Genomic DNA, 23,343 nt, shown 5'->3' on the forward strand with positions numbered 1-23,343 from the left:
ACAAGGCGGGTGCTGCACATGTGGCGCTCGCTGGTTCATGAATCCTTACCTTTCGCCAGCGATGGCACTGCGGCTCGAATAACGGAGCAAGGCGTCTAGCCCATGACGATCACTCATACCAACCGCTGGCTATGGCTGGCAGCGCTGTTGCTGCTTGGCTGGCTGGTTTATCAGCTGTCACCCATTCTGTCGCCGTTTCTGGTGGGCATCCTGCTGGCCTACCTGGGCGATCCGCTGGTTGATCGCCTGGAGCGCTGGAAGCTTTCCCGCACCTGGGGCGTGATTCTGGTGTTCGCGCTTTTCACCTTGCTGTGCATGTTGCTGCTACTGGTATTGGTACCGATGCTCGGCAAGCAGCTGATGCACCTTTATCAGCTGGCGCCCGTGGGGCTCGATTGGCTGCAGATGACGGCGCTGCCCTGGGTGCAGATGCAGTTTGGTCTTGACGAAGATTTCTGGCGCTTCGACCAGATCAAGAGCGCATTCACCGCCAATCTCGGCAGTACCAAAGATGTGGTGGCGGTCATTCTCAGTCAGGCGACGGCTTCCAGCATCGCGCTGCTGGCGTGGCTGGCGAATCTGTTGCTGGTGCCGGTGGTGTGCTTTTACCTGCTCCGGGATTGGGATCTGATCATGGCCAAGCTGCGAGCCTTGTTGCCGCGGCGGCGGGAAGAGACAGTCATGGCGTTGTTGCGTGAATGCCATGAGGTGATAGGCGCGTTCCTGCGCGGGCAGCTGCTGGTGATGCTGGCGCTGGCGGTCGTGTATTCCGCCGGCCTCATGCTGGTCGGCGTCGAGCTGGGGCTGTTGATCGGCGTTCTGGCAGGTCTCGCCAGCATCGTGCCCTATATGGGCTTCGTGGTCGGAATCGGCGCGGCAGTCGTCGCTGTGCTGTTCCAGTTCGGCCTGGAGCCTTACCCGTTGCTGGGTGTCGCGGCGGTGTTCACGGTCGGACAGATGCTCGAAGGCATGCTGTTGACGCCGTTACTGGTCGGAGACCGGATCGGCCTGCACCCGGTCGCAGTGATTTTCGCGGTGCTGGCGGGTGGGCAGCTGTTTGGTTTTACCGGCGTGTTGCTGGCCTTGCCGGTGGCGGCGGTGATCATGGTTCTGCTGCGCCACGTGCATGATCTCTATAAACTCTCCGACCTTTACGCAGAGCCGCCGGTCGTATCGGTCGACCCACCCAGCCAGACATGAAACCCATCCAGCTTCCCCTTGGCATTCGTCTTCGTGACGACGCCACCTTCGCCAACTTCTATCCGGGCGCCAATGCTGCCGCGTTGGGCTATGTCGAGCGGGTCTGTTCGCCCGAGGCCGGCTGGTCCGATGAGTTGATCTATCTCTGGGGCAATACAGGTGTTGGGCGTAGTCATCTGCTGCAGGCCGCTTGTTTGCGTGTCGAACAGCGCGGCGAACTGGCGGTGTATCTTCCGCTCGCCGACGTGGCCGAGTATGGGCCGGCGCTGCTGGACAATCTGGAGCAGAGCGAGCTGGTCTGCCTGGATGATGTGGATGCCATCGCCGGCGATCCCGTATGGGAAGAGGCGCTGTTCCACCTGTTCAATCGGCTGCGTGACAGTGGTCGGCGACTGCTGCTCGCGGCCGATGCCTCGCCGCGGGAAATCGCCGTGCAGCTGCCGGATCTCAAATCGCGCTTGAGCCTCTCGCTGGTATTCCAGCTGCAGGAGCTGTCCGACGAAGACAAGCTGCGCGCGCTGCAACTGCGTGCCTCGCGCCGCGGTCTGAACCTGCCGGATGACGTCGGCCGCTTCATTCTCACCCGTGGCGCGCGGAACATGAGTGCGCTGTTCGAATTGCTCGATCAGCTCGACCAGGCCTCGCTGCAGGCGCAGCGCAAGCTGACCATTCCGTTTCTCAAGCAAACGCTCGGCTGGTAGCGATTCGGTTGTAGCAGTGCTGGGGTTTGCCTGATGCTCTAGCGTCGCGCCATTGGTGGGCTGAAGCCCACCCTACGGTCTAGCAGGTAGGGTGGGCTTTAGTTGTAGGGTGGGCTTCAGCCCACCAACACCCGGCAGCAACTCCCTGCGCTCAAGCTGCCTCAGCTTTCACCTGCCGCTTTACGCTCGTACTGATACGCCCAGCGGGTATAGAGCAGGGCGCTGATGAACAGCGTCAGGCTGATGATCGCTTCCAGCCAGCCGTAAACCATCCGTGCTGGGTTGATGGCAGCAAGAACACCTTGGATGAAGTAAAGATTGACGATGAAGCAAGTCCAGGCATGGGCGCGTGGGCTGCCGGAAATCATGCCCGGAGCGACCAGTAGCAGCGGAATCAGCTGAATGCTGATCACCACCCAGGTCCGCGCACCGTGCAGGTCGGCGAAGGCCAGATTCCAGATGATCAGCAACGCGGCAAGGCTAATGAAGCTGGCCAGGCTGAGCACTCGGCTGAACTTCAATCGCGGGGCCAGCCATTCGAGCGACGGAAGGGGTTTGGGCTTTCTAGCCACGGTCACTCTCCAAACGCTTGGCGGTCTGCGCGAGGCGTTGGCCTAATGCGCGGCAGAGGCTGATTTCATGCTTGTCCAGCAAGCGCTTGCCGTCTGCGCCGGCGTGATGGCTGGCGCCATAAGGCGTGCCGCCGCCTTGCGTCTCGAGCAGGGCGTTTTCGCTGTATGGCAGGCCGAGTACCAGCATGCCGTGGTGCAGCAAGGGCAACAGCATGGACAGCAGGGTCGATTCCTGACCGCCGTGAAGGCTGGACGTCGAGGTGAAGACGCCGGCGGGTTTGCCCACCAGTTCGCCGGTCAGCCAGAGTCCGCTGGTGCCGTCGAGAAAGTATTTCAGCGGGGCGGCCATATTGCCGAAGCGAGTCGGACTGCCGAGCGCCAGGCCGGAGCAGTTCTTCAGGTCATCGAGCGTTGCGTAGACCGCGCCTTGTTCGGGGATCGTCGGCGCTACCGCTTCGCATTCGGTGGAAACGGCCGGCACGGTGCGCAGCCGCGCTTCGAAGCCGGCCTGTTCGACACCGCGTGCGATCTGTCGCGCCATCTCGGCGGTGGCACCGTGGCGGCTGTAATACAGCACCAGAACGTAGGGTGCGCTCATGGCAGGATCTCCAGCACCTTTTCGGGCGGACGGCCGATCACCGCCACATCGCCGGCAACCAGGATCGGTCGTTCGATCAGTTTTGGATGCGCGACCATCGCATCGATGATTTCGGCATCGCTGAGCGCAGGGTTGGCCAGGTCGAGGGTCTTGTATTCCTCTTCGCCGCTGCGCAGCAGTTGTCTCGGCCCGATGCCTAGACGTGCAAGGGTCTGCTTGAGTTCGGCGGCGGTGGGAGGCGTTTCCAGATAGCGGACGACCGTGGGGTTCAGGCCGCGTTGTTCGAGCAATTCCAGCGCGCCGCGCGATTTCGAGCAACGTGGATTGTGATAAAGAGTCAGTTCGGTCATTTGTAGTTGCTTCACGCCAGGGTAGGTGGCCATTCTAACCTTCAATGCAGCGAGGCCTGAAACGGTAGGTCGCCGGCAACGGTGAGCAAAGGTAAGTCGCCGGTTGTCCCACGCAGGCGGACAGGGTTGGAACGACCGGGTCATCAAGGGGATGGAATGCAGCAACGGATCAATGATTTCGTCGAGTTCGGCCGTTTCCTGGTGCAACGCTTCCTGGCGGACCGTGGCCCGCACAGTGCCGCCGCGCTGACCTACACGACACTGTTCGCCGTGGTGCCGATGATGACGGTCACCTTCGCCATGCTTTCGGCCATCCCCGCATTTCAGGGCGTCGGCGAGCAGATCCAGCTGTACATCTTCCGAAACTTCATCCCTTCCACGGGCGCAACCATTCAAGAATATTTGGTCGCCTTCACGAATCAGGCAAGGCAACTCACTTGGTTTGGCGTGGGGTTTCTGATGGCGACCGCGCTGATGATGCTGTTGACCATCGAAAAGGCGTTCAACGTAATCTGGCGGGTGCGACAGCCACGCCGTGGCATCTCGAGCTTCCTTCTGTACTGGGCCATCCTCAGCCTCGGTCCGCTGCTGCTCGGAGCGGGGTTCGCCATGAGCACCTACATCACATCCTTGTCGCTGATCTCCGGCCCCCATGCATTGATTGGCGCCCGTACCGTACTCAAGGCGATGCCGCTGGTGCTCAGCGTCGCGGCCTTCACGCTGATCTACGCAGCGGTGCCGAACACCCGGGTGCCGTTACGGCATGCGGTTGTCGGCGGTACTTTCACGGCGGTTCTGTTCGAAGCGGCCAAGCAATTGTTCGGTTTGTATGTGAGCTATTTTCCCAGCTACCAGCTGATCTACGGGGCTTTCGCCGCGGTACCGCTGTTTCTGCTGTGGGTTTATCTGTCCTGGATGATCGTGTTGTTTGGTGCGGAGCTGGTCTGCGGTATGTCTTCGTCGCAGCAATGGCGGCGTCGCTCGGTACCGCGCCTTCTGGTCATGCTCGGGTTGCTGCGTGTGCTGCACGAAAGCCAGAAGGCTGGGCGCGAGGTACGCTTGCGTGATGCGCATCGAAGCGGTTGGCAACTACCCGAAGATGAGTGGGATGAAATTTTCGAATTCTTCGAACGGGAACAACTCGTCTGTCGGACCGGGTCGTCCGGATGGGTCCTGTGTCGCGATCTCAATCATTACAGTTTCGATCAGCTGTTGCGCTCCAATCCCTGGCCGCTCTCGGGTAACCATGCCTTGCCGGAGCAGCTGGACGAACCCTGGTACCCGACGCTGAAACAGTCGCTGGAGCTGCTACAGAAGGAGCAGGCGAACCTGTTCGGTGGCAGTGTTGCCGACTGGCTGCAGGCGCGACGGGTTTGAACGAGACAATTCAGCATTGCAAGGAAACGAAGATGATCAAGCGCTCCATTGGTGTATTCGGTCTGCTCGCCTGCCTGGCGCTGACTGGATGTGCAGAAGACTGGGGCCCCGACCAGCACGGTGCCGACGTCACGGCGCAGCAACTCGAGGGTCAATGGCTGTTGATCAATTACTGGGCTGAGTGGTGCGGCCCGTGTCGGACGGAAATCCCCGAGCTGAATGCGCTGGACGACTCACACGACGACATCACCGTTCTCGGCGTCAATTTCGACGGCCTGCAGGGGGAGGAACTGGCTGCGGCAGCCAAGGACCTGGGCATCGGTTTTCGAGTCCTCAGCGTCGACCCCGCCGAACGCCTGGATCTGCCGCGCAGCGCGGTGCTACCGGTGACCTATATCGTCGATGGCGACGGCAAGGTGCGTCATCAGCTGGTCGGCGAACAAACCGCTGAGGGCCTGCAGGAGCATCTGGCAAAGTTAGGGAGGTAGCGGTCGAGCTTCAAGCTTCAAGCCACAAGTTAAGAGCAGGGCAGCAGGGGACGGTGGCGCTTCTGCTTGCAGCTTGCCGCTGCCCTTAGGGCTTCACGTACCAGAAGTCCTGCCAGAAGCCGATCACCTTCGCCGGGTAGTGGTTCTTGCCGAGGCTACCGTTGTAACGGGCCAGGGCGCGATTGATGTCGCCTTTTTCCTTTTTCAGGTAGTAGCTGAGGATGGTGCAGCCGTAGCGCAGGTTGGTGGCGTTGTCGGTGAGATTGTCCTGCGGGCGCCCCAATTCGGCCTTCCAGAATGGCATCACCTGCATCATGCCTTGCGCACCGACGCTGGAAATGGCGAATCGGTCGAAATGACTTTCGGCGTGTATGAGCGCAAGCACCAGGTCAGGTTTCAAACCCGCCTTGCTGGCCTCCTGGTGCACCAGTCGCAGTAGCGTCAACCGTTCTTGCGGGTCGCGAACGTAGCGCTTGAGGCGGGTCGACATATCCATCAGCCAGACTTCCGCCTCGAAGCGATCCTGGAAACTCTCGGCTTCCGCTACGGTGCGTTGCATCAGTTCGCGCAATTCCGGCTCGGGTGCCTGGCGAACGTTGGCGGACACTGGCCCGGCGACGACCAGCACAAGTAGCAATGCGTAGCGCAGCGGCGTCACGATGGATCAGCCGTCTTCGCCCGGATCGCTGGCCTGGCGGCCAGCGTCCTGCATCAGGCTGCGAAGAAACTCCTGCTGCAAATCAGGATCATTGCGGGTCAGCTCGATCAGGCTCTGCTCGAGTTCGCTGGCTTCTTCCTCGAGGCCAAGCTCCGAGAGCCGCTTGACGCGATGCACCCACTGGCTGACGTCATCGCCCTCGAGATCGTTGAAAATCAGGTCGTGGGCTTCGAGCAGCTTGCCGCGCAGACTACGGCTGACCAGCAGCATCGCATCGGCACGGGTCGAGTCCTGTGGATCCTCGACCTGCAGGTGGAGCTTGCCGATCTGACTGATGTCCTGATCGGCGAACGAGCCATCGAGCAGGTTGAGCCGCAACACTCCGTTGCGGTCAGTGCTCAGCTCATGGGTTTCGGGGCCGGCAACGACCAGCACGGGGCGCTCGGCCCAAGGCAGGCTGGAGTATTCGAGGCGAGTATCGCGGCGCTGTTCGTCGAGGCTGGCAAGGTTCTGCTGCGAACGTCCGTTGGACTCGACGTTGACGAACGGGTTGAGGCCAGCAAAACCGTAGTTGATCCAGCCGCGCGTGGCGCTTTCCGGTATTTTGCCGAGCAGGGCCACGTTGAGCACGTTGGCGCCGACCCCGGCGACCACTGCGACTGCTCCCAGCGGAATCTCGTACAGCTCGCGCCACGCCTGATAAGGCGTGTAGCGATCATAGCGGCGGGTCACTTCGAAATCAGTGACTTCGAAGGTCTTCTGGTCGAGCACGCGGATACGCCGCTGCGGTAGCTCCAGCAAGGGCTCTCCCACTTCGATGCGAAGGCTGTGGTCGAGCAGTTTGCGTTCGGTACGGGCTTCGTGTTCGCTGCGTTGAGGCAGCTGGTTGGCGCAGCCACCCATAAAAAGCGCCACGCAAAGCGTGGCGCAGAGTGAAGCACTTCGGTTGTGCATGATGTCCGTCAGCGACTGGCGCGTGAATTGATGAACTCGAGGATGTCGGCGGCAGCGACGGCCTGGCTTTCGGCATCGCGACGATGCTTGTATTCCAGCGTGCCGTCGGCAAGTCCACGATCGCCGATGACGATGCGATGCGGGATGCCCACCAACTCCATATCGGCGAATTTGACGCCGGGACTGGTCTTTTTGTCACGGTCATCGAGCAGTACGTCGTAGCCGGCGGCGGTGAGCTCCGCATAGAGCTTATCGGTCGCTTCGCGAACGGCCTGATTTTCATACTTCATTGGCACCAGGGCGATCTGGAAGGGTGCCAGCGCCTCAGGCCAAAGAATGCCGCGCTCGTCGTAGTTCTGCTCGATGGCCGCGGCGACCACACGGGATACGCCGATGCCGTAGCAGCCCATGGTCAGGGTGACCGGCTTGCCGTTCTCACCCATGACGCTGCAGTTCATCGCCTCGCTGTACTTGGTACCTAGCTGGAAGATATGCCCGACCTCGATGCCGCGCTTGATCACCAGAGTGCCCACGCCATCGGGGCTGGGATCGCCTGCTACCACGTTGCGCAGGTCGGCGACCTGCGGCAGAGGCAGGTCGCGCTCCCAGTTGATGCCGAAATAGTGCTTGTCTTCCAGATTGGCGCCGGCTGCGAAGTCGCTAATCAGCGCGACCGAACGGTCGATGACGCAGCTGATCGGTAGATTCAGCGGGCCCAACGAACCGGGACCTGCGCCAATGGCGGTACGGATCTCAGCATCGGAAGCGAACACCAGCGGGCTGGCAACCTGAGCCAGGTTCGCCGCCTTGATCTCGTTCAGTTCATGGTCGCCACGCACGACCAGAGCAACCAGCTGGCCTTTCTCGACCCCCTGTACAACGAGCGTCTTGATGGTTTTCTCGATGGGCAGCTGAAACTGCTCGACCAGCGCAGCAATCGTTTTGCAGTTCGGTGTATCGACCAAGCGCAGCTCTTCGGTCGCCGCGCCGCGCTCCGTTTCGCGTGGGATGGCTTCGGCCTTCTCGATGTTGGCGGCGTAGTCGGAGCTGTCGCTGAACGCGATATCGTCTTCGCCGGATTCAGCCAGTACGTGGAATTCATGCGAGCCGGTGCCGCCGATCGATCCGGTATCAGCCTGCACGGGACGGAAATTCAGCTCCAGGCGAGCAAAGATATTGCAGTACGCCTGGTGCATGCGGTCATAGGTTTGCTGCAGCGATTGCTGGTCCGCATGGAAGGAGTAAGCGTCCTTCATGATGAACTCGCGCCCACGCATCAGACCGAAGCGCGGCCGGATCTCGTCACGGAATTTGGTCTGGATCTGATAGAAGTTGATCGGCAACTGCTTGTAGCTGTTCAGCTCGTTGCGGGCCAGATCGGTGATGACTTCTTCATGAGTCGGGCCGACACAGAACTCACGGTCATGGCGGTCCTTCAGGCGCAGCAGCTCGGCGCCATATTGCTCCCAACGGCCCGATTCCTGCCAAAGCTCGGCGGGCTGGATTGCGGGCATCAGGACTTCCAGTGCGCCGGCCTTGTTCATCTCGTCGCGAACGATGGCCTCGGCTTTGCGCAGCGCACGCAGGCCCATCGGCATCCAAGTGTAGAGGCCGGACGCCAGCTTGCGGATCATGCCTGCACGCAGCATCAATTGATGGCTGATGACCACTGCATCGGAAGGCGTTTCTTTAAGGGTCGAAAGCAGGAACTGACTGGTGCGCATGAGGGCCGTTGTGTCCTTGCAGAGCGGGAAATTTAGCTCGGCATTGTACGGCGCTCAGGATGCGACGTACAGAATGTGGGTGGGGAGCTGTTGCTGGAACGAAAGAGCCCGGCTTTCGCCGGGCTCCGTTTCGCTTAGTACAGACTGGGCGCCTGGGTTACAGGATGCTCAGTGGGTAAATGGCATACAAGCGCCATTCGTTAGTGTCAGGCAGGTACGGACCGTTCAGGTCGTTGCTCGTGCGCAGAATGGAGTTACGTGCTCTAAGGGTCAGATCCTTCGCAGCGCCGTTCTGGAATGTATAGGACACTTGGTTAAAGAATTCGCGCTCAGTTGCTTCGCCGCTGCCGCCATAGTACTCCGCGTCGATATTGTCGCCGCGCAGATAGGCGGTTTTCCAGAACAAGCCGGGAATACCGTAGCCAGTGAAGTCCAGCTCGTAGCTCGCCTGCCAGGATCTTTCGTCTTTGTTGTTGAAGTCCGAAAGGAAGGAGTTGGCAACCCAGATGGCGCCGCCGCCATCGCCATTGTCGTACAGATAGCCGGTGTCACCCGACACGCGCTGGTGGGCGATGATGAAAGCGTGAGCACCAATCGCGTATTTAGCCGATAGGCTCCAGATGGTGTTGTCATCTACTTCCGATCCATCTGCACTGAAGCGCTGATCGATATCATCCGTCTTGTAGTAGTTGAGATCGAAAGTCAGCGACTGATCTTCAGTCAGCGGCATCACGTAATTGACGTTTGCATACTTCTTGTCGTAAGTCTCTTCGACGTCGGAGAAGTACAGAGAGGCGCTCAGATTTTCGTTGAGGGCATAAGTACCGCCAAAGACGTTGAGGCTATTCAGGCCGTTGGGATCGCGTGCGGGCGAGCCCATCGGGCTGTCTGCAGTGAAGCGACCGGCGCTGAGTTCCAGGCCTTCGATTTCGCTGCTGGTGACCAGCGTGCCGGTGAAAGCTTGCGGAAGCAGGCGCGAATCGTCAGACGCGATTACCGGCAAGTTAACGAACTGGTTACCGTACTTGGCTGTGGTATTGGAGAGGCGAAGTTTGACTGCCGCGCCGGCTTCGGAGAGGTCGTCTTCCCAGTCGAAACGCTCACCCGGGAACATATCGCCTTGGCCGCCGTCGAGCTTCACACCCAGCAAACCGTAGGCATCGATGCCCACGCCAATAGTGCCTTGAGTAAAGCCGGATTCAAAGGTTGCGATAAAACCTTGAGCCCATGTGTTTCGGTCTGGAACTCCGTCTGCATAATCGCGGTTCCAGTAGGTATTACGCAGCAGCAGATCCAGCTTCGCATCTTCCACGAAACCGTTAGATTCAGATTGCTGGCTGGCGAATGCCATTTGGGATGTGCCCGCGGCTACGGCCAGGGCGATGACGCTCCACTTCATCACTTGCATGAGTGATTGCTCCTTTGGTTCAAATTGGTGCTTGCTTTCCTGCTTGTGGCGGGAAAGAGGCATCTTATTTTCGGTATACAAGCTCAATTGCAGTCCTTGTTTACCTAGCTGGTCGAAACCTGCAACAACTCTGGGAATGTATTTCCGAGAATTATTGTGTAGCTGGGGAAACTAGCGACAGCAAGCTTACTCCAGCTTTTTACGTTTTTCTGCCCCCTCGCGTGGGGCTTTTTACCGCAAAGCAATAACCGTGCACAGAATGAAAAGCTGCCCCGTTGCAGGAAAACTGACTGCTGCGCGCCTCGGCCCGCTCTATAGCGGGGCTTTGTCGTCGGTGGCAGTCCCGAATTGGTGCGCTTTGCTCGGCTGCTGGCGCTGGAGCGTTGGAGTATCTTATCTGACGATCCGGTGCGGCTTCGCTGCTGCCGGTTCCCCATATGAACAGGAGTGCCGTTATGTTCGTTCTCGATTCACGCCTGGAGCAGGACACGCTGAATCTGGGTGATTTTCCGCTGTGTCGCTTGCTGCTGATGAACGATGCCAATTACCCCTGGTTCATTCTTGTGCCGCGCCGTGAGGAGGTCAGTGAGCTGTTTCAACTGGACGCGGCGGATCAGCAGGCGCTTTGGCGAGAGGCGACGGCGCTGGCTGAAACGCTGAAGGACACCTTCGGCGCAGACAAGATGAATGTCGCGACCTTGGGCAACGTGGTGAATCAGCTCCATATGCACGTGATCGCCCGGCGTCGGGGTGATGCCGCCTGGCCAGCGCCCGTCTGGGGTCACAAGCCGGCCAATCCTTATAGTGAGGTGCAGGTCGATGCGATAAGGCAGAAGCTGAAGCTGGTGCTCACTGACAATTTTCGTTTTGCGGAGTGACGTAATGGAGATGGAACAACGCATCACCGATCTCGAGGCGCGCCTGGCTTTTCAGGACGACACGATCCAAACCTTGAGTGATGTGCTGTTTGCGCAGCAGCGTACCGTCGAGCGGCTACAAGCGCAGCTGGGTGTGCTGGCCAGGCGGCAGGAAGACATGCAGAGCAGGATGGGGGGCGAGGAGGATGAAGCGCCTCCGCCGCATTATTGAAGGCTGCGGCGCAGGGTGACGAACGCCAGCACTGTTCTGGCGTTCGACGTCGGTGGTCTGACTAGATTGCGACCACGTCTTCGGCCTGGAGACCTTTGTCGCGCATCATGACGGCGAATTCGACGCGTTGACCTTCTACCAGTACCCGGTGGCCTTCGCCTCGGATGGCTCTGAAGTGGACGAACACGTCATCACCGCTATCGCGGGAGATAAAACCGAAACCTTTCGAGGTGTTGAACCATTTGACCGTGCCTGCTTCGCGCCCGGCGGTACTAGCAGCCGGCGCCGTGGCGTTCTTGTGCTGGCTTCTGCGATGCGAGGATGGGCTGCGGTTGGTGGTACGTGCATTTACTGATTGCGTTGCAGCCAGTTGCAGCAGGACGGCGATGAATGCGAGCACTAGGCTGGCCAGGGTTGCTGGTTGTCCCGCAATGGCAACGACGGGAAGCAACAGAATCGCAGCCTGGATCACAACCGCGATAATCAGCAGCACAGAAGCGCCGAGTAGAACAGGGCGGCTACGCCCGTGGCTGTTCGCCTGAGCGGATGCAAGCTGTACGTTCAGCAGACCTAGAAACAGCAGGCTCAATGCCTCGGGTTGTACCAGCAAGGGCATTGCCCCGGTAATACTGGGTACGAATGACAGCGTCAGGGCAACAACGCCCGTTAATACATGGATGATCTTAAGCATTCTTATGACTCACAGTTAAATAGCACGACAGAAAGCGGCAGGCTTGGGCGGAGGAAATTGAGTGGTATGCGATCGCCTTAATTGAATGCCCAAGCTGCGACGCGCGCGTATTTAACAGTAAAGGAAGGCGGTGCTCAAATGGCTTGCCCATCGAGGCATCGGGAAGGGGTTGGGGCGGGTGTCACGCCGTTAGCGGCGAGCTTCGTGTCATTTGCCAAGCGGAATGGCCATGCTTCGACCATCCCGCTTGCAGCGGAGGTTGCGCCTCGTATCAGGCGGCAAGCAGGCTGCGCAGCATCCAGGCAGTTTTTTCATGAATCTGCATGCGCTGAGTCAGAAGGTCGGCGGTGGGCTCGTCACTGACTTTTTCCAGCAGCGGGAAGATGCCGCGCGCGGTCCGGACGACGGCTTCTTGTCCTTCAACCAGCAACTTGATCATGTCCTCTGCGGATGGAATGCCCTCCTGCTCCTTGATCGAAGACAGCTTCGCGTAGGCGGCGTAGGTGCCGGGCGCGGGGAAGCCCAGGGCGCGGATACGCTCGGCGATATCGTCCACCGCAAGGGCCAGTTCGGTGTACTGCGTCTCGAACATGGTGTGCAGGGTGTTGAACATCGGCCCCGTCACGTTCCAGTGGAAGTTGTGCGTCTTCAGATAAAGCGTGTAGGTGTCGGCCAGCAGGCGGGACAAACCATCTGCAATGGAGGCGCGATCCTGTTCGGCAATACCAATATTAATTTCCATGGTTCTCTCCCTTTGGATGAATTGACTGACAGTTATGCCAGAAAACGACGGCTAACAGTGAGCGGCGCACTGACGCCGGTAACGGTCTGTTGGTTGGAAGGCGCCAGTAGGCGTTGGGTTCAATGCGGATTGGCTATTGCTTCGATGGGCAAGCGTTCAGAGTCGGCTGCGTTGAAGCGATTATGCAGATATAATCCCGCGCTTGTGTCGGGCGGCCCGTCTGCCGTAAGGGTAGCCGCGTACTGATGTCTGCCGGCAGCTCTGGCTCTGTGCCGATGAGCGATCGATCCCAGGTGGAGCGCCATTTGGGCTCCGTCTGCCAGTCGCGAATCGAGCGACCCAACGAATTTCCAAGATACGAGAAGCGAACCCCACCATGATGCGCAGCCACTATTGCGGCCAGTTGAACGAAAGCCTGGACGGCCAGGAAATCACTCTTTGCGGTTGGGTCCATCGCCGCCGCGACCACGGCGGGGTCATCTTCCTCGACGTGCGTGATCGTGAAGGCATGGCCCAGGTGGTGTTCGATCCCGATCGCGCCGAGACGTTTGCAGCCGCCGACCGGGTACGCAGCGAATATGTGGTGAAAATCACCGGCAAGGTCCGCCTGCGCCCGGAAGGCGCACGCAACCCGAACATGGCCTCTGGTGCCATCGAAGTGTTGGGCTATGAGCTGGAAGTACTGAACGAGGCAGAAACCCCGCCGTTCCCGCTCAACGAATACAGCGACGTGGGCGAGGAAACCCGCCTGCGCTATCGCTTCATCGACCTGCGCCGCCCGGAAATGGCCGAGAAGCTTAAACTGCGCTCGAGCATCACCACCAGCATTCGTCGCTATCTCGATGAAAACGGCTTCCTCGATGTGGAAACGCCGATCCTGACCCGCGCCACCCCTGAAGGCGCCCGCGACTATCTGGTTCCCAGCCGCACCCATCCCGGCAGTTTCTTCGCCCTGCCGCAGTCGCCGCAGCTGTTCAAGCAGTTGCTGATGGTGGCCGGCTTCGATCGCTACTATCAGATCGCTAAGTGCTTCCGCGACGAAGACCTGCGGGCCGACCGTCAGCCGGAATTCACCCAGATCGACATCGAGACCAGCTTCCTTGATGAATCCGACATCATCGGCATCACCGAAGGCATGGTGCGCAAGCTATTCAAGGAAGTGCTGGGCGTCGAGTTCGGCGAGTTCCCGCATATGCCGTTCGAAGAAGCCATGCGCCGCTACGGTTCGGACAAGCCGGACCTGCGTATTCCGCTGGAACTGATCGATGTGGAAGACCAGCTCAAGGATGTCGAATTCAAAGTGTTCGCCGGCCCGGCCAACGATCCCAAGTGCCGTGTTGCCGCACTGCGCGTGCCGGGCGGTGCGAGCATGCCGCGCAAGCAGATCGACGACTACACCAAGTTCGTCGGCATATACGGCGCCAAGGGCCTGGCTTACATCAAGGTCAACGAGCGCGCCAAGGGTGTTGAAGGCCTGCAGTCGCCCATCGTCAAGAACATCCCCGAAGCCAACCTCAATGCGATTCTCGATCGCGTGGGTGCGGTCGATGGCGACATCGTCTTCTTCGGTGCAGACAAGGCCAAGATCGTTTCCGAAGCGCTGGGTGCGTTGCGCATCAAGCTGGGTCACGACCTGAACCTGCTGACTTGCGAATGGGCGCCGATGTGGGTGGTCGACTTCCCGATGTTCGAGGAAAACGACGACGGCTCGCTGTCGGCACTGCACCATCCTTTCACCGCGCCCAAGTGCAGCCCCGAGGAGTTGGAAGCCAATCCGGGAGCGGCGCTGTCGCGTGCCTACGACATGGTGCTCAACGGCACCGAGCTGGGTGGCGGTTCCATCCGTATCCACCGCAAGGACATGCAGCAGACCGTATTCCGTATCCTGGGTATCGACGAAGCGGAGCAGAACGAGAAGTTCGGCTTCCTGCTCGATGCGCTGAAATACGGCGCGCCGCCGCACGGTGGCCTGGCCTTCGGCCTTGATCGCCTAGTGATGCTGATGACTGGCGCGCAATCGATTCGTGAAGTAATCGCCTTCCCGAAAACCCAGAGCGCGGCGGACGTCATGACCCAGGCGCCGGGTGCGGTGGATGCCAAGGCGCTGCGCGAGTTGCACATTCGCCTGCGCGAGCAGCCTAAAGCCGAATAACCGCAGAGCCGGAGCCCAGGGAAACCTGGGCTTCTCCGTTTCAGCGAGAAGAAAGTTGATCGAAGAGGGAGGCAGTTATGGCTGGTCATTCCAAATGGGCCAACATCAAGCACCGCAAGGGGCGCCAGGACGCCAAGCGCGGCAAGATTTTCACCAAGCTCATTCGTGAGCTGACAGTTGCCGCCAAAAGTGGCGCAATTCCGGCGGATAACCCGCGCCTGCGCCTGGCGGTAGACAAGGCACTGGTCGCCAACATGTCGCGGGACGTGATCGACCGCGCCATCGCCCGCGGCGCCGGCAATAACGAGGCCGACAATGTCGTCGAACTGAGCTACGAAGGTTATGCGCCTAGTGGCGTGGCCATCATCGTCGAGGCCATGACCGACAACCGCAATCGCACCGCGGCCGAAGTGCGTCATGCCTTCAGCAAGCACGGCGGCAACCTTGGCACCGATGGCTCGGTTGCCTACATGTTCGATCGCAAAGGGCAGATCAGCTTTGCCGCGGGCGTGGACGAAGATGCGCTGATGGAAGCGGCGCTGGAAGCCGGTGCCGATGATGTGGAAATGGGCGACGATGGCTCGGCGCTGGTCTCCACCAGCTTTGCCGATTTCCATTCCGTCAACGAGGCGCTGAGTGCGGCCGGCTTCAAGGGTGAGGAGGCGGAAATCGCCATGATCCCCTCGATTGCCGCACCGCTCGCCGATCTGGAAACCGCGCAGAAGGTGCTACGCCTGATCGATGCGCTGGAAGATCTGGACGACGTGCAGAACGTCTACCACAACGCCGAGATTTCCGACGAAATCATGGAGCAGTTGGAGTGATTGGGCACTGGTAAGAAGTCAGGAATCGAAGCTGAAAGCCGGGAGCACCGTTTGCGTGTTTCCGGCTTCTTCATTTGTGCGCCTTTGATGCGTGCGGTCGTCGGCATTGTTCCGGTAGCTCTCGCCGCGACTGTACCTTTATACTCGCGGCTGGATAAATAGACAGTACGGCGACCGCATGACGCTCATCCTCGGGATCGATCCCGGCTCTCGCATCACTGGCTACGGCGTGGTGCGCGATACCGGCCGCAGTTGTGAGTACGTGGCATCCGGTTGCATCCGCACCGGCAGTGGTGAGCTATCCGCCCGGCTGCAGGCAGTATTCGCTGGTGTCAGCGAGGTGATCCGCCTTCACGGCCCGGTGACCATGGGTATCGAGCAGGTCTTCATGGCGCGCAACGCTGATTCTGCGCTCAAGCTTGGACAGGCCCGAGGCGCCGCGATAGTGGCTGCTGCCGAACAGGGTCTGGAGATAGCCGAGTACACCGCCACCCAGGTCAAGCAGGCGATTGCCGGAACCGGTGGTGCCGACAAAGTGCAAGTGCAGATGATGGTGATGCACCTGCTGAAATTGGTGAAAAAGCCACAGATCGATGCCTCAGACGCGCTAGCGATCGCCTTGTGCCATGCGCATCATCGGCAGAGTCTCATCCCGCACGGGCTGGCCGGTGCCAAGCGCAGGGCAGGGCGCTTGCGTTTGTAGTAGCTAGTGCCGGATAGCAAGACAATGGCTGACGGCACTCCTTCAGCCGAGAGAGGAATGGATAACTGTGATTGGACGTTTGCGCGGAACCCTGGCGGAGAAACAGCCGCCGCATCTGATACTGGATGTGAATGGCGTCGGTTATGAAGTCGAGGTGCCGATGACGACGCTCTACCGCTTGCCTGCTGTCGGTGAGCCGGTAACGCTGCACATCCATCTGGTAGTGCGAGAGGACGCGCAACTGCTTTATGGCTTCGCCGAAAAGCGTGACCGCGAGCTGTTTCGCGAACTGATCCGGCTCAATGGCGTCGGCCCCAAGCTGGCGCTGGCATTGATGTCGGGCCTTGAAGTGGACGAACTGGTGCGCTGCGTGCAGGCTCAGGACACCTCCGCGCTGGTGAAGATTCCGGGCGTCGGCAAGAAGACAGCCGAGCGGCTGCTGGTGGAGTTGAAAGATCGCTTCAAAGCCTGGGAGAGCATGCCGTCCATCGCACCTCTGGTGGTGGAACCCCGCTCGAATATGGCAGTCTCAAGCGCCGAGAATGATGCGGTCAGCGCGCTGATTTCCCTTGGGTTCAAGCCGCAAGAGGCCAGCCGTGCCGTATCCGCCGTACAGGAAGACGATTTGAGTAGTGAAGATCTGATCCGCCGTGCCCTGAAGGGAATGGTGTAAGCGCATGATCGAAGCCGATCGTCTGATTACCGCCACTGGCCGCGACCGCGAAGAACAATTCGACCGTGCCATCCGCCCACTGAGTCTGGCCGAATACATCGGCCAGCCGGTCGTGCGCGAGCAGATGGATCTGTTTATCCGTGCGGCCCGCGGGCGCGGCGAGGCCCTTGATCACACCCTGATCTTCGGCCCGCCGGGCCTCGGCAAGACGACCCTGGCCAATATCATTGCGCAGGAGATGGGTGTCTCGATCAAGAGCACTTCCGGCCCCGTGCTGGAGCGGCCCGGTGATCTGGCCGCGCTGCTGACCAATCTGGAGCAGGGCGATGTGCTCTTCGTCGACGAGATTCATCGGTTGTCGCCCATCGTTGAAGAAGTGCTGTATCCGGCGATGGAAGATTTTCAGCTGGACATCATGATCGGCGAAGGCCCTGCGGCGCGCTCGATCAAGCTCGACCTACCGCCCTTCACGTTGGTTGGCGCCACCACTCGTGCGGGCATGCTCACCAATCCGCTGCGTGATCGCTTCGGTATCGTGCAGCGGTTGGAGTTCTATTCCACGGCCGATCTGGCGACCATCGTCAGCCGTTCGGCCGGCATCCTTGGCCTGGCTATCGAGGCCGAAGGCGCTTTCGAAATTGCCCGGCGTGCTCGCGGCACTCCGCGTATCGCCAACCGCCTGCTGCGTCGGGTGCGGGATTTTGCTGAAGTTCGTGGAAATGGTGAGATTACCCGCCGTACAGCGGATCTCGCGCTGAACATGCTCGATGTGGACGAGCGCGGCTTGGATCATCAGGACCGACGGTTGCTGCTGACATTAATCGAGAAGTTCGATGGCGGGCCAGTGGGCATCGACAATCTGGCAGCCGCCATTAGCGAAGAGCGCCACACCATCGAAGACGTGCTCGAACCCTATCTGATCCAGCAGGGCTACATCATGCGTACGCCGCGCGGGCGCGTGGTCACCCGGCATGCCTATCTGCATTTCGGCCTGAACCTGCCGAAACGCCTGGGCGATTCGCCAGTAGCGGACCTGTTCGACGGCGACACAAAGTGAAGAAAATATTCTTGTCCCACCCGATTGGAATTTACGGGGCCTGGCTCTAGTATGCGCGCGGAATCGGATGCTCAACCCTTCACTCATCGGTGTCGGGTGTACTACGAAGATACCGATGCCGGCGGCATCGTTTATTACGTCAATTACCTCAAGTTCATGGAGCGGGCCCGCACCGAGCGGTTGCGCAACCTGGGTTTCGCCCAGTCGCAGCTGGCGGGCGAAGACCTGCTTTTCGTCGTGCATTCGAGCGAAGCGCGTTATCACGCGCCGGCGCGGCTGGACGACGAGTTACTGGTAACTGCCGAGGTTGTAAAAATAAAGCGCGCCAGCCTGCATTTCAGGCAGCAGGTACGACGCGCCAAGGATAATTTGCTGCTCTGTGAAGGGCAGTTTCTGGTCGCCTGTGTGCGTACCGAGAGTTTGAAGCCCCGACCTATTCCCGAAGCGTTGCGCTCAGCCTTCGCCGGGTCGGGTCTACCCCCTGCAGGAGATTAAGCGTGGAACCCAACGTCGATCATATGTCCATGTGGAGCTTGATCAGCAACGCCAGCTTTGTGGTTCAGCTGGTCATGCTGATCCTGGTGGCGGCCTCGGTGATGTCCTGGATCATCATCTTCCAGCGCGGCAACATGCTGCGTGCCGCCAAGCGCTCGCTGGACACCTTCGAGGAACGTTTCTGGTCCGGTATCGACCTTTCCAAACTGTACCGCCAGGCTGGCAGTAATCCTGATCCTGATTCGGGTGTCGAGCAGATCTTCCGCGCCGGCTTCAAGGAGTTTTCCCGCCTGCGCCAGCAGCAGGGTGTGGATCCCGATGCCGTGATGGATGCGGTGAACCGGGCTATGCGCGTCGCCATTTCCCGCGAAGAAGAAAAGCTCGATCAGAGTTTGCCGTTCCTCGCGACCGTTGGCTCTACCAGTCCTTACATCGGTCTGTTCGGTACCGTCTGGGGCATCATGAATTCGTTCCGCGGGCTGGCGCAGGTGCAGCAGGCGACTCTCGCCACTGTCGCGCCCGGCATCGCCGAGGCATTGATCGCTACTGCGATCGGCCTGTTCGCCGCAATTCCTGCGGTCATCGCATACAACCGTTTCTCCGCGCGTGGCGAGATGCTCATCGGTCGTTACTACACCTTCGCCGATGAGTTCCAGGCGATTCTCCATCGCAAAGTTCACACCACCGAAGATTGAGGCCCCCAGGCCATGGCCAGAATTCGTAACAGACGCAAACCTGTCGCCGAGATGAACGTGGTGCCTTACATCGACGTGATGCTGGTGCTGCTGGTCATCTTCATGGTGACCGCGCCGATGCTCAATCAGGGTGTAAAGGTCGATCTGCCCAAGGTCAGCAGCGAAGTCCTGCCTCAGGATAACGATGCTCAAGTACTGACCATTTCGATCAAGGCGGACAAGACTTACTTCTGGAACATCGGGAGCGAAGTGGACACCGAAACCGTCCAGGATCAGGCCCTGACACTGGATGAGATGACCAAGGCGGTCACCGCAATCATGAACCAGAACCGTAGCCAGGGTAAGCAGGTTCAGGTGTTCGTGCGCGGCGACAAGGCGGTGGACTACGGTTCGGTGATGTCTGCCATGGGCGGGCTGCAGGAAGCGGGTGTCGGTAACGTCGGCTTGATCACCGAGGCGCCTTAATGCAACAGCCGGAACGTTCACGCTCGGAGAGCTACTACTGGCCCACCATTCTGGCGGTCGGTCTACACATCGTTATTTTCGGAATGCTCTTCGTCAGCTTCGCCATGACGCCGGAGCTGCCGCCATCCAAGCCCATCGTTCAGGCGACCTTGTACCAGCTCAAATCTCAGAGCCAAGCTACGACTCAGACGAATCAGAAAATTGCGGGTGAGGCTCAGAAAACGGCGGCCAAGCAGTACGAAGCCGAACAGCTGGAACAGCGCAAGGCCGAGCAGCAGAAGCAGGCCGCCGCCAAGGCAGCGGAACAAAAGAAGGCGGACGAGGCTCGAAAGGCCGAAGCAGCGAAGGCTGACGCGGCAAAGAAGTCCGCGGAGACGAAAAAAGCCGAAGAAGCCAAGAAACTAGCCGAGCAGAAAAAACAGGCGGATATCGCCAAGAAGAAAGCGGCTGACGAGGCGGCCAAGAAAAAGACTGTCGAAGAAGCCAAGAAGAAAGCTGCTGCCGAGGCCGCGAAAAAGAAAGCGGCAGAGGACGCAAAGAAAAAGGCGGCAGCTGAAGCTGCGAAGAAAAAGGCCGCCGAAGAAGCCAAGAAGAAAGCAGCAGCCGAGGCTGCTCGCAAGGCTGCCGAGGACAAGAAGGCGCAAGCTCTTGCCGAACTGTTGTCTGAAGACACGGAGCGGCAGCAGGCCATGGCTGACACTCAAGGCGATCAGGTAGCTGGTAACTTCGATGACCTGATTCGTATGCGTGCGGCAGAGGGCTGGACCCGACCGCCATCGGCCCGGAACAACATGTCGGTAACGCTCCGGGTCAACATGCTGCCGGATGGCACCATCACTGCTGCAACCGTTTCGCGTTCGAGTGGCGATGCGCCGTTCGATAATTCGGCGGTCGCAGCGGTAAAGAATATTGGTCGGCTGACCGAAATGCAGGGGCTCACTGCCCAGGAGTTTCAGCCGTATCGCTCGTTCACGATGACATTTACGCCTGAGGATCTAGCGTTGTGATCAATTACCTTCGAGGTTTTATCGTCTTTTTCCTGTTCGTGATGGGCAGTGCCGTGGCACAGGAGAAGAACATTGTCGTCACCAGCGGTACCGATCGTGCGATTCCGATCGCGGTTGTGCCGTTCGGTTGGCAGGGCGGCACTGTGCTGCCGGAAGACATGGCAGAAATCATCGGCAATGACATGCGCAATACCGGTATTTTCCAGCCGATTCCCAAGCAGAACATGATCAGTCTGCCGACGCGCGGTAGCGAAATCATTTTCCGTGACTGGAAGGCATTGGGTGCCCAGTACGTGATGGTCGGCAACATCGAGCCTTCGGCCGGCAAACTGCAGATCCGCTACGAGGTGTTCAATGTGACCACCGAACAGCAGGTCATGACGGGTACCGTGGGTGGCGGTCAGGATCAGCTGCGGGATATGGCGCATTTCGCGGCTGATCAGGCGTTCGAAAAGCTGACGGGCATCAAGGGCGCGTTCTCCACGCGCTTGCTCTACGTTACTGCTGAACGTCTCGGCGGCACCAATACGCGTTACACGCTGCAGCGTTCCGACTACGACGGTGCGCGCGCCGTGACCCTGCTGCAATCACGTGAGCCGATTCTGTCGCCGCGCTATTCGCCGGATGGCCGTCGCATCGCCTATGTTTCTTTCGAACAGAAACGTCCACGTATTTTCATGCAGCACATCGACACGGGGCGTCGCGAGCAGATTACTAACTTCGAAGGGCTCAATGGTGCGCCGGCATTCTCGCCGGACGGCAATCGCCTGGCATTCGTGCTGTCGAAGGATGGCAACCCGGAAATCTACGTGATGGATCTTGGGTCGCGTCAGTTGCAGCGACTCACCAATCATTACGCAATTGACACGGAGCCTTTCTGGGGCGCCGACGGTCAGACTATCTACTTCACCTCGGATCGTGCGGGCAAGCCACAGATCTACAAGCAGCGTCTGGGTAGCAATAATGCCGAACGAGTCACTTTCGTTGGTAACTACAATGCAAACCCGAAACTATCGGCAGATGAAAAGACGCTGGTGATGATTCATCGCCAGGAGGGCTATACCAATTTCAAGGTGGCGGCACAGGACCTGCAGCGCGGCAATTTACGGCTACTCTCAGATACGAGTTTAGATGAGTCGCCCACTGTTGCGCCTAATGGCACCATGCTAATCTACGCGACCCGCCAGCAGGGCCGGGGAGTCTTGATGCTCGTATCAATCAATGGTCGAGTTAGGCTCCCGCTTCCTACTGCTCAAGGCGAAGTCCGTGAGCCATCGTGGTCCCCTTACCTGAACTGATGCGGTATCAACGCTTTACCTAACCAAAAACACAACTGGGGTTGTTACACATGGAAATGCTGAAATTCGGTAAGTTCGCTGCGCTGACTCTGGCTATGGCCGTAGCTGTTGGTTGTTCGTCCAAGGGTGGCGACGACTCTGGCGAAGGTTCTTCCGCCATTGATCCGAACGCTGGCTACGGCGCTGACAGCGGTGCTGTCGACGGCAGCATGGGTGGCGAAGAAGCTGCTCTGCGCGCTATCACTACTTTCTACTTCGAATACGATAGCTCGGACCTGAAGCCGGAAGCTATGCGCGCTCTGGACGTTCATGCCAAGGATCTGAAGTCCGCTGGCAACCGTGTCGTTCTGGAAGGCCACACCGACGAGCGCGGTACTCGCGAGTACAACATGGCTCTGGGCGAGCGTCGTTCGAAGGCCGTTCAGCGTTACCTGGTTCTGCAGGGCGTATCTCCCGCTCAGCTGGAACTGGTTTCCTACGGTGAAGAGCGTCCGGTTGCCATGGGCAACGACGAGCAGTCGTGGGCTCAGAACCGTCGCGTTGAGCTGCGTAAGTAATAAGTCATGCTCAAGCACCGTTACGCTCTGACGCTTATTGCGCTTGGTTTGCCTCTTTTTGCGGCGGCTCAAGTCCCAGTGGTCGAATATGACTCGCAAACCCAAAGCGGTGTGCCTGAGTCGGGTTATTCCACCGGGGCAGATACTAGCGGTGCCTATGTCGGAGGCGGAGCATCGGCTCCGTCTTCGGCGCAGGGCATGCTTTTCGTTCAGTTGCAGCAGATGCAAGAAGAAATTGCGCAACTGCGCGGCATGCTGGAAGTGCAACAGAACGAGATCCAGCGCCTGAAACAGGAAGGGCTGGAGCGTTATCAGGATTTGGATAGTCGTTTGTCGAACGCCGCATCAGGCGGTTTGGCCAACCAGAATTCGTCAGCCGCGGGCAGCAGTAATGCCGGTGGTGCAGTGCAAGGGCCCGTGAATGCCTCTGTGCAAGATCAGGCGAGCAATCAATCGGCTGATCCTGAAAGGGAAAAGCTGTACTACGACGCAGCCTTCGATCTGATCAAGGCGAAGGATTTCAATAAGGCTAGCCAGGCTTTTTCCGCCTTCTTGCGTAAATATCCCCAAAGCCCCTATGCCGGTAATGCACAGTACTGGCTGGGCGAGGTCAATCTCGCCAAGGGAGATTTGCAGGGGGCCGGCCAGGCATTCGCGAAGGTCAGTCAGGCGTATCCTCAGCACAACAAGGTTCCTGACTCGCTGTACAAGCTTGCGGATGTCGAGGTGCGGCTGGGTAATCGTGACAAGGCTGACGGGATTCTTCGTCAAGTCATTGCCGACTACCCGAACAGCTCGGCTGCGCAGTTGGCTCAGCGCCAACTGAATCGATAAGCCGATACGTTGGCATCAGGTAACAAAAACC

General features: G+C 59.3%; 26 protein-coding genes and 2 pseudogenes. 18 read left to right on the plus strand and 10 right to left on the minus strand.

The window, feature by feature from the left end; all coding sequences use genetic code 11:
• Positions 1-102 precede the first annotated feature (102 nt).
• Together V6943_RS15405 and hda are read left to right on the plus strand one after the other, a co-directional pair.
• Positions 103-1,200, plus strand: a complete 1,098-nt coding sequence (locus tag V6943_RS15405) for an AI-2E family transporter (protein ID WP_340554326.1) — start codon at positions 103-105, stop codon at positions 1,198-1,200.
• The gene (gene hda, locus V6943_RS15410; protein ID WP_340554328.1) at positions 1,197-1,901 is read left to right on the plus strand and encodes a DnaA regulatory inactivator Hda; all 705 of its coding nucleotides are present in this window, start codon (positions 1,197-1,199) and stop codon (positions 1,899-1,901) included. Before V6943_RS15405 ends, hda begins: the two co-directional genes overlap by 4 nt.
• Positions 1,902-2,062: 161 nt before the next feature.
• Here the strand turns inward: hda and V6943_RS15415 are convergent, their stop codons facing one another.
• From V6943_RS15415 to arsC, 3 genes are read right to left on the minus strand one after another with little or no spacing between them, the layout of a single operon-like run.
• Entirely contained in the window at positions 2,063-2,473 is a 411-nt protein-coding gene (locus V6943_RS15415) for a DUF2069 domain-containing protein (protein ID WP_340554330.1), read from the minus strand.
• Positions 2,466-3,071: an NAD(P)H:quinone oxidoreductase gene (wrbA, locus tag V6943_RS15420; RefSeq protein WP_340554332.1), complete on the minus strand. Its 606-nt coding sequence runs from the start codon at positions 3,069-3,071 to the stop codon at positions 2,466-2,468. Before wrbA ends, V6943_RS15415 begins: the two co-directional genes overlap by 8 nt.
• On the minus strand, positions 3,068-3,421 hold the full coding sequence (arsC, locus tag V6943_RS15425) for an arsenate reductase (glutaredoxin) (protein WP_340554334.1): 354 nt from the start codon (positions 3,419-3,421) through the stop codon (positions 3,068-3,070). The genes wrbA and arsC overlap by 4 nt, the downstream gene beginning before the upstream one ends.
• Before the next feature lie 156 nt (positions 3,422-3,577).
• On the opposite strand from arsC, the gene V6943_RS15430 reads away from it, so the two are divergent.
• Both V6943_RS15430 and V6943_RS15435 read left to right on the plus strand, forming a co-directional pair.
• Positions 3,578-4,798 (plus strand): virulence factor BrkB family protein, encoded by a 1,221-nt coding sequence (locus V6943_RS15430; protein ID WP_131650190.1) that lies wholly within the window; start codon positions 3,578-3,580, stop codon positions 4,796-4,798.
• A 32-nt stretch (positions 4,799-4,830) separates the two neighbouring features.
• Positions 4,831-5,286, plus strand: coding sequence for a TlpA family protein disulfide reductase (locus V6943_RS15435; RefSeq protein ID WP_131650191.1), 456 nt, complete (start codon positions 4,831-4,833; stop codon positions 5,284-5,286).
• Positions 5,287-5,371: 85 nt separating this feature from the next.
• On the opposite strand, the gene V6943_RS15440 is transcribed toward V6943_RS15435, so the two are convergent.
• The 4 genes from V6943_RS15440 to V6943_RS15455 all read right to left on the minus strand — a co-directional run bounded on the left by V6943_RS15440 (position 5,372) and on the right by V6943_RS15455 (position 10,030).
• Positions 5,372-5,944, minus strand: coding sequence for a transglycosylase SLT domain-containing protein (locus V6943_RS15440; protein ID WP_181101001.1), 573 nt, complete (start codon positions 5,942-5,944; stop codon positions 5,372-5,374).
• Between the two features lie 6 nt (positions 5,945-5,950).
• The gene (locus tag V6943_RS15445) at positions 5,951-6,898 is read right to left on the minus strand and encodes a hypothetical protein (protein WP_181101003.1); all 948 of its coding nucleotides are present in this window, start codon (positions 6,896-6,898) and stop codon (positions 5,951-5,953) included.
• An 8-nt stretch (positions 6,899-6,906) separates the two neighbouring features.
• Positions 6,907-8,622 (minus strand): proline--tRNA ligase, encoded by a 1,716-nt coding sequence (locus V6943_RS15450; RefSeq protein WP_340554338.1) that lies wholly within the window; start codon positions 8,620-8,622, stop codon positions 6,907-6,909.
• 157 nt (positions 8,623-8,779) lie between these two features.
• Positions 8,780-10,030 carry an OprD family porin gene (locus V6943_RS15455; protein ID WP_340554722.1) on the minus strand — a complete coding sequence of 417 codons (1,251 nt, stop codon included), beginning with the start codon at positions 10,028-10,030 and terminating at the stop codon, positions 8,780-8,782.
• 455 nt (positions 10,031-10,485) lie between these two features.
• On the opposite strand from V6943_RS15455, the gene V6943_RS15460 reads away from it, so the two are divergent.
• Together V6943_RS15460 and V6943_RS15465 are read left to right on the plus strand one after the other, a co-directional pair.
• Complete coding sequence (locus V6943_RS15460; RefSeq protein ID WP_131650195.1) at positions 10,486-10,908, plus strand: HIT family protein; 423 nt, start codon at positions 10,486-10,488, stop codon at positions 10,906-10,908.
• A 4-nt stretch (positions 10,909-10,912) separates the two neighbouring features.
• Complete coding sequence (locus V6943_RS15465) at positions 10,913-11,119, plus strand: SlyX family protein (RefSeq protein WP_131650196.1); 207 nt, start codon at positions 10,913-10,915, stop codon at positions 11,117-11,119.
• Positions 11,120-11,180: 61 nt separating this feature from the next.
• Here V6943_RS15465 and V6943_RS20495 read toward each other — a convergent pair.
• The 3 genes and pseudogenes from V6943_RS20495 to V6943_RS15475 form a co-directional block, all read right to left on the minus strand.
• Positions 11,181-11,387, minus strand: a pseudogene (locus V6943_RS20495) (cold-shock protein); the annotation flags it as partial.
• A 108-nt stretch (positions 11,388-11,495) separates the two neighbouring features.
• Positions 11,496-11,810: pseudogene (locus tag V6943_RS20500) on the minus strand (cold shock domain-containing protein membrane protein); the annotation flags it as partial.
• Between the two features lie 271 nt (positions 11,811-12,081).
• Positions 12,082-12,552: a Dps family protein gene (locus V6943_RS15475; RefSeq protein WP_131650198.1), complete on the minus strand. Its 471-nt coding sequence runs from the start codon at positions 12,550-12,552 to the stop codon at positions 12,082-12,084.
• A gap of 376 nt (positions 12,553-12,928) precedes the next feature.
• On the opposite strand from V6943_RS15475, the gene aspS reads away from it, so the two are divergent.
• From aspS to ybgF, 12 genes are all read left to right on the plus strand, one after another.
• Complete coding sequence (gene aspS / locus V6943_RS15480; RefSeq protein ID WP_340554342.1) at positions 12,929-14,704, plus strand: aspartate--tRNA ligase; 1,776 nt, start codon at positions 12,929-12,931, stop codon at positions 14,702-14,704.
• Positions 14,705-14,781: 77 nt separating this feature from the next.
• A complete protein-coding gene (locus tag V6943_RS15485; protein ID WP_340554344.1) occupies positions 14,782-15,528 on the plus strand; it encodes a YebC/PmpR family DNA-binding transcriptional regulator in 747 nt (248 codons plus the stop codon).
• Positions 15,529-15,706: 178 nt separating this feature from the next.
• Positions 15,707-16,231, plus strand: coding sequence for a crossover junction endodeoxyribonuclease RuvC (gene ruvC / locus V6943_RS15490; RefSeq protein ID WP_131650201.1), 525 nt, complete (start codon positions 15,707-15,709; stop codon positions 16,229-16,231).
• Between the two features lie 67 nt (positions 16,232-16,298).
• Complete coding sequence (ruvA, locus tag V6943_RS15495) at positions 16,299-16,904, plus strand: Holliday junction branch migration protein RuvA (RefSeq protein ID WP_131650202.1); 606 nt, start codon at positions 16,299-16,301, stop codon at positions 16,902-16,904.
• 4 nt (positions 16,905-16,908) lie between these two features.
• Positions 16,909-17,961 (plus strand): Holliday junction branch migration DNA helicase RuvB, encoded by a 1,053-nt coding sequence (gene ruvB / locus V6943_RS15500; protein ID WP_340554347.1) that lies wholly within the window; start codon positions 16,909-16,911, stop codon positions 17,959-17,961.
• Between the two features lie 51 nt (positions 17,962-18,012).
• Positions 18,013-18,456, plus strand: a complete 444-nt coding sequence (ybgC, locus tag V6943_RS15505) for a tol-pal system-associated acyl-CoA thioesterase (RefSeq protein WP_131650204.1) — start codon at positions 18,013-18,015, stop codon at positions 18,454-18,456.
• Positions 18,457-18,458: 2 nt separating this feature from the next.
• Positions 18,459-19,151 carry a protein TolQ gene (gene tolQ, locus V6943_RS15510; protein ID WP_131650205.1) on the plus strand — a complete coding sequence of 231 codons (693 nt, stop codon included), beginning with the start codon at positions 18,459-18,461 and terminating at the stop codon, positions 19,149-19,151.
• A 12-nt stretch (positions 19,152-19,163) separates the two neighbouring features.
• Positions 19,164-19,616 carry a protein TolR gene (tolR, locus tag V6943_RS15515; RefSeq protein ID WP_131650206.1) on the plus strand — a complete coding sequence of 151 codons (453 nt, stop codon included), beginning with the start codon at positions 19,164-19,166 and terminating at the stop codon, positions 19,614-19,616.
• Positions 19,616-20,623 carry a cell envelope integrity protein TolA gene (gene tolA, locus V6943_RS15520; protein WP_340554350.1) on the plus strand — a complete coding sequence of 336 codons (1,008 nt, stop codon included), beginning with the start codon at positions 19,616-19,618 and terminating at the stop codon, positions 20,621-20,623. The genes tolR and tolA overlap by 1 nt, the downstream gene beginning before the upstream one ends.
• Positions 20,624-20,664: 41 nt before the next feature.
• Entirely contained in the window at positions 20,665-21,921 is a 1,257-nt protein-coding gene (gene tolB / locus V6943_RS15525) for a Tol-Pal system beta propeller repeat protein TolB (RefSeq protein ID WP_218568023.1), read from the plus strand.
• Between the two features lie 50 nt (positions 21,922-21,971).
• A complete protein-coding gene (pal, locus tag V6943_RS15530; RefSeq protein ID WP_131650209.1) occupies positions 21,972-22,478 on the plus strand; it encodes a peptidoglycan-associated lipoprotein Pal in 507 nt (168 codons plus the stop codon).
• A gap of 6 nt (positions 22,479-22,484) precedes the next feature.
• Positions 22,485-23,312, plus strand: coding sequence for a tol-pal system protein YbgF (gene ybgF / locus V6943_RS15535; RefSeq protein WP_340554352.1), 828 nt, complete (start codon positions 22,485-22,487; stop codon positions 23,310-23,312).
• The last annotated feature ends 31 nt before the right edge of the window (positions 23,313-23,343 follow it).

The sequence above is a fragment of the Pseudomonas sp. CBC3 genome, assembly GCF_037967085.1.
Taxonomy (GTDB): domain Bacteria; phylum Pseudomonadota; class Gammaproteobacteria; order Pseudomonadales; family Pseudomonadaceae; genus Stutzerimonas.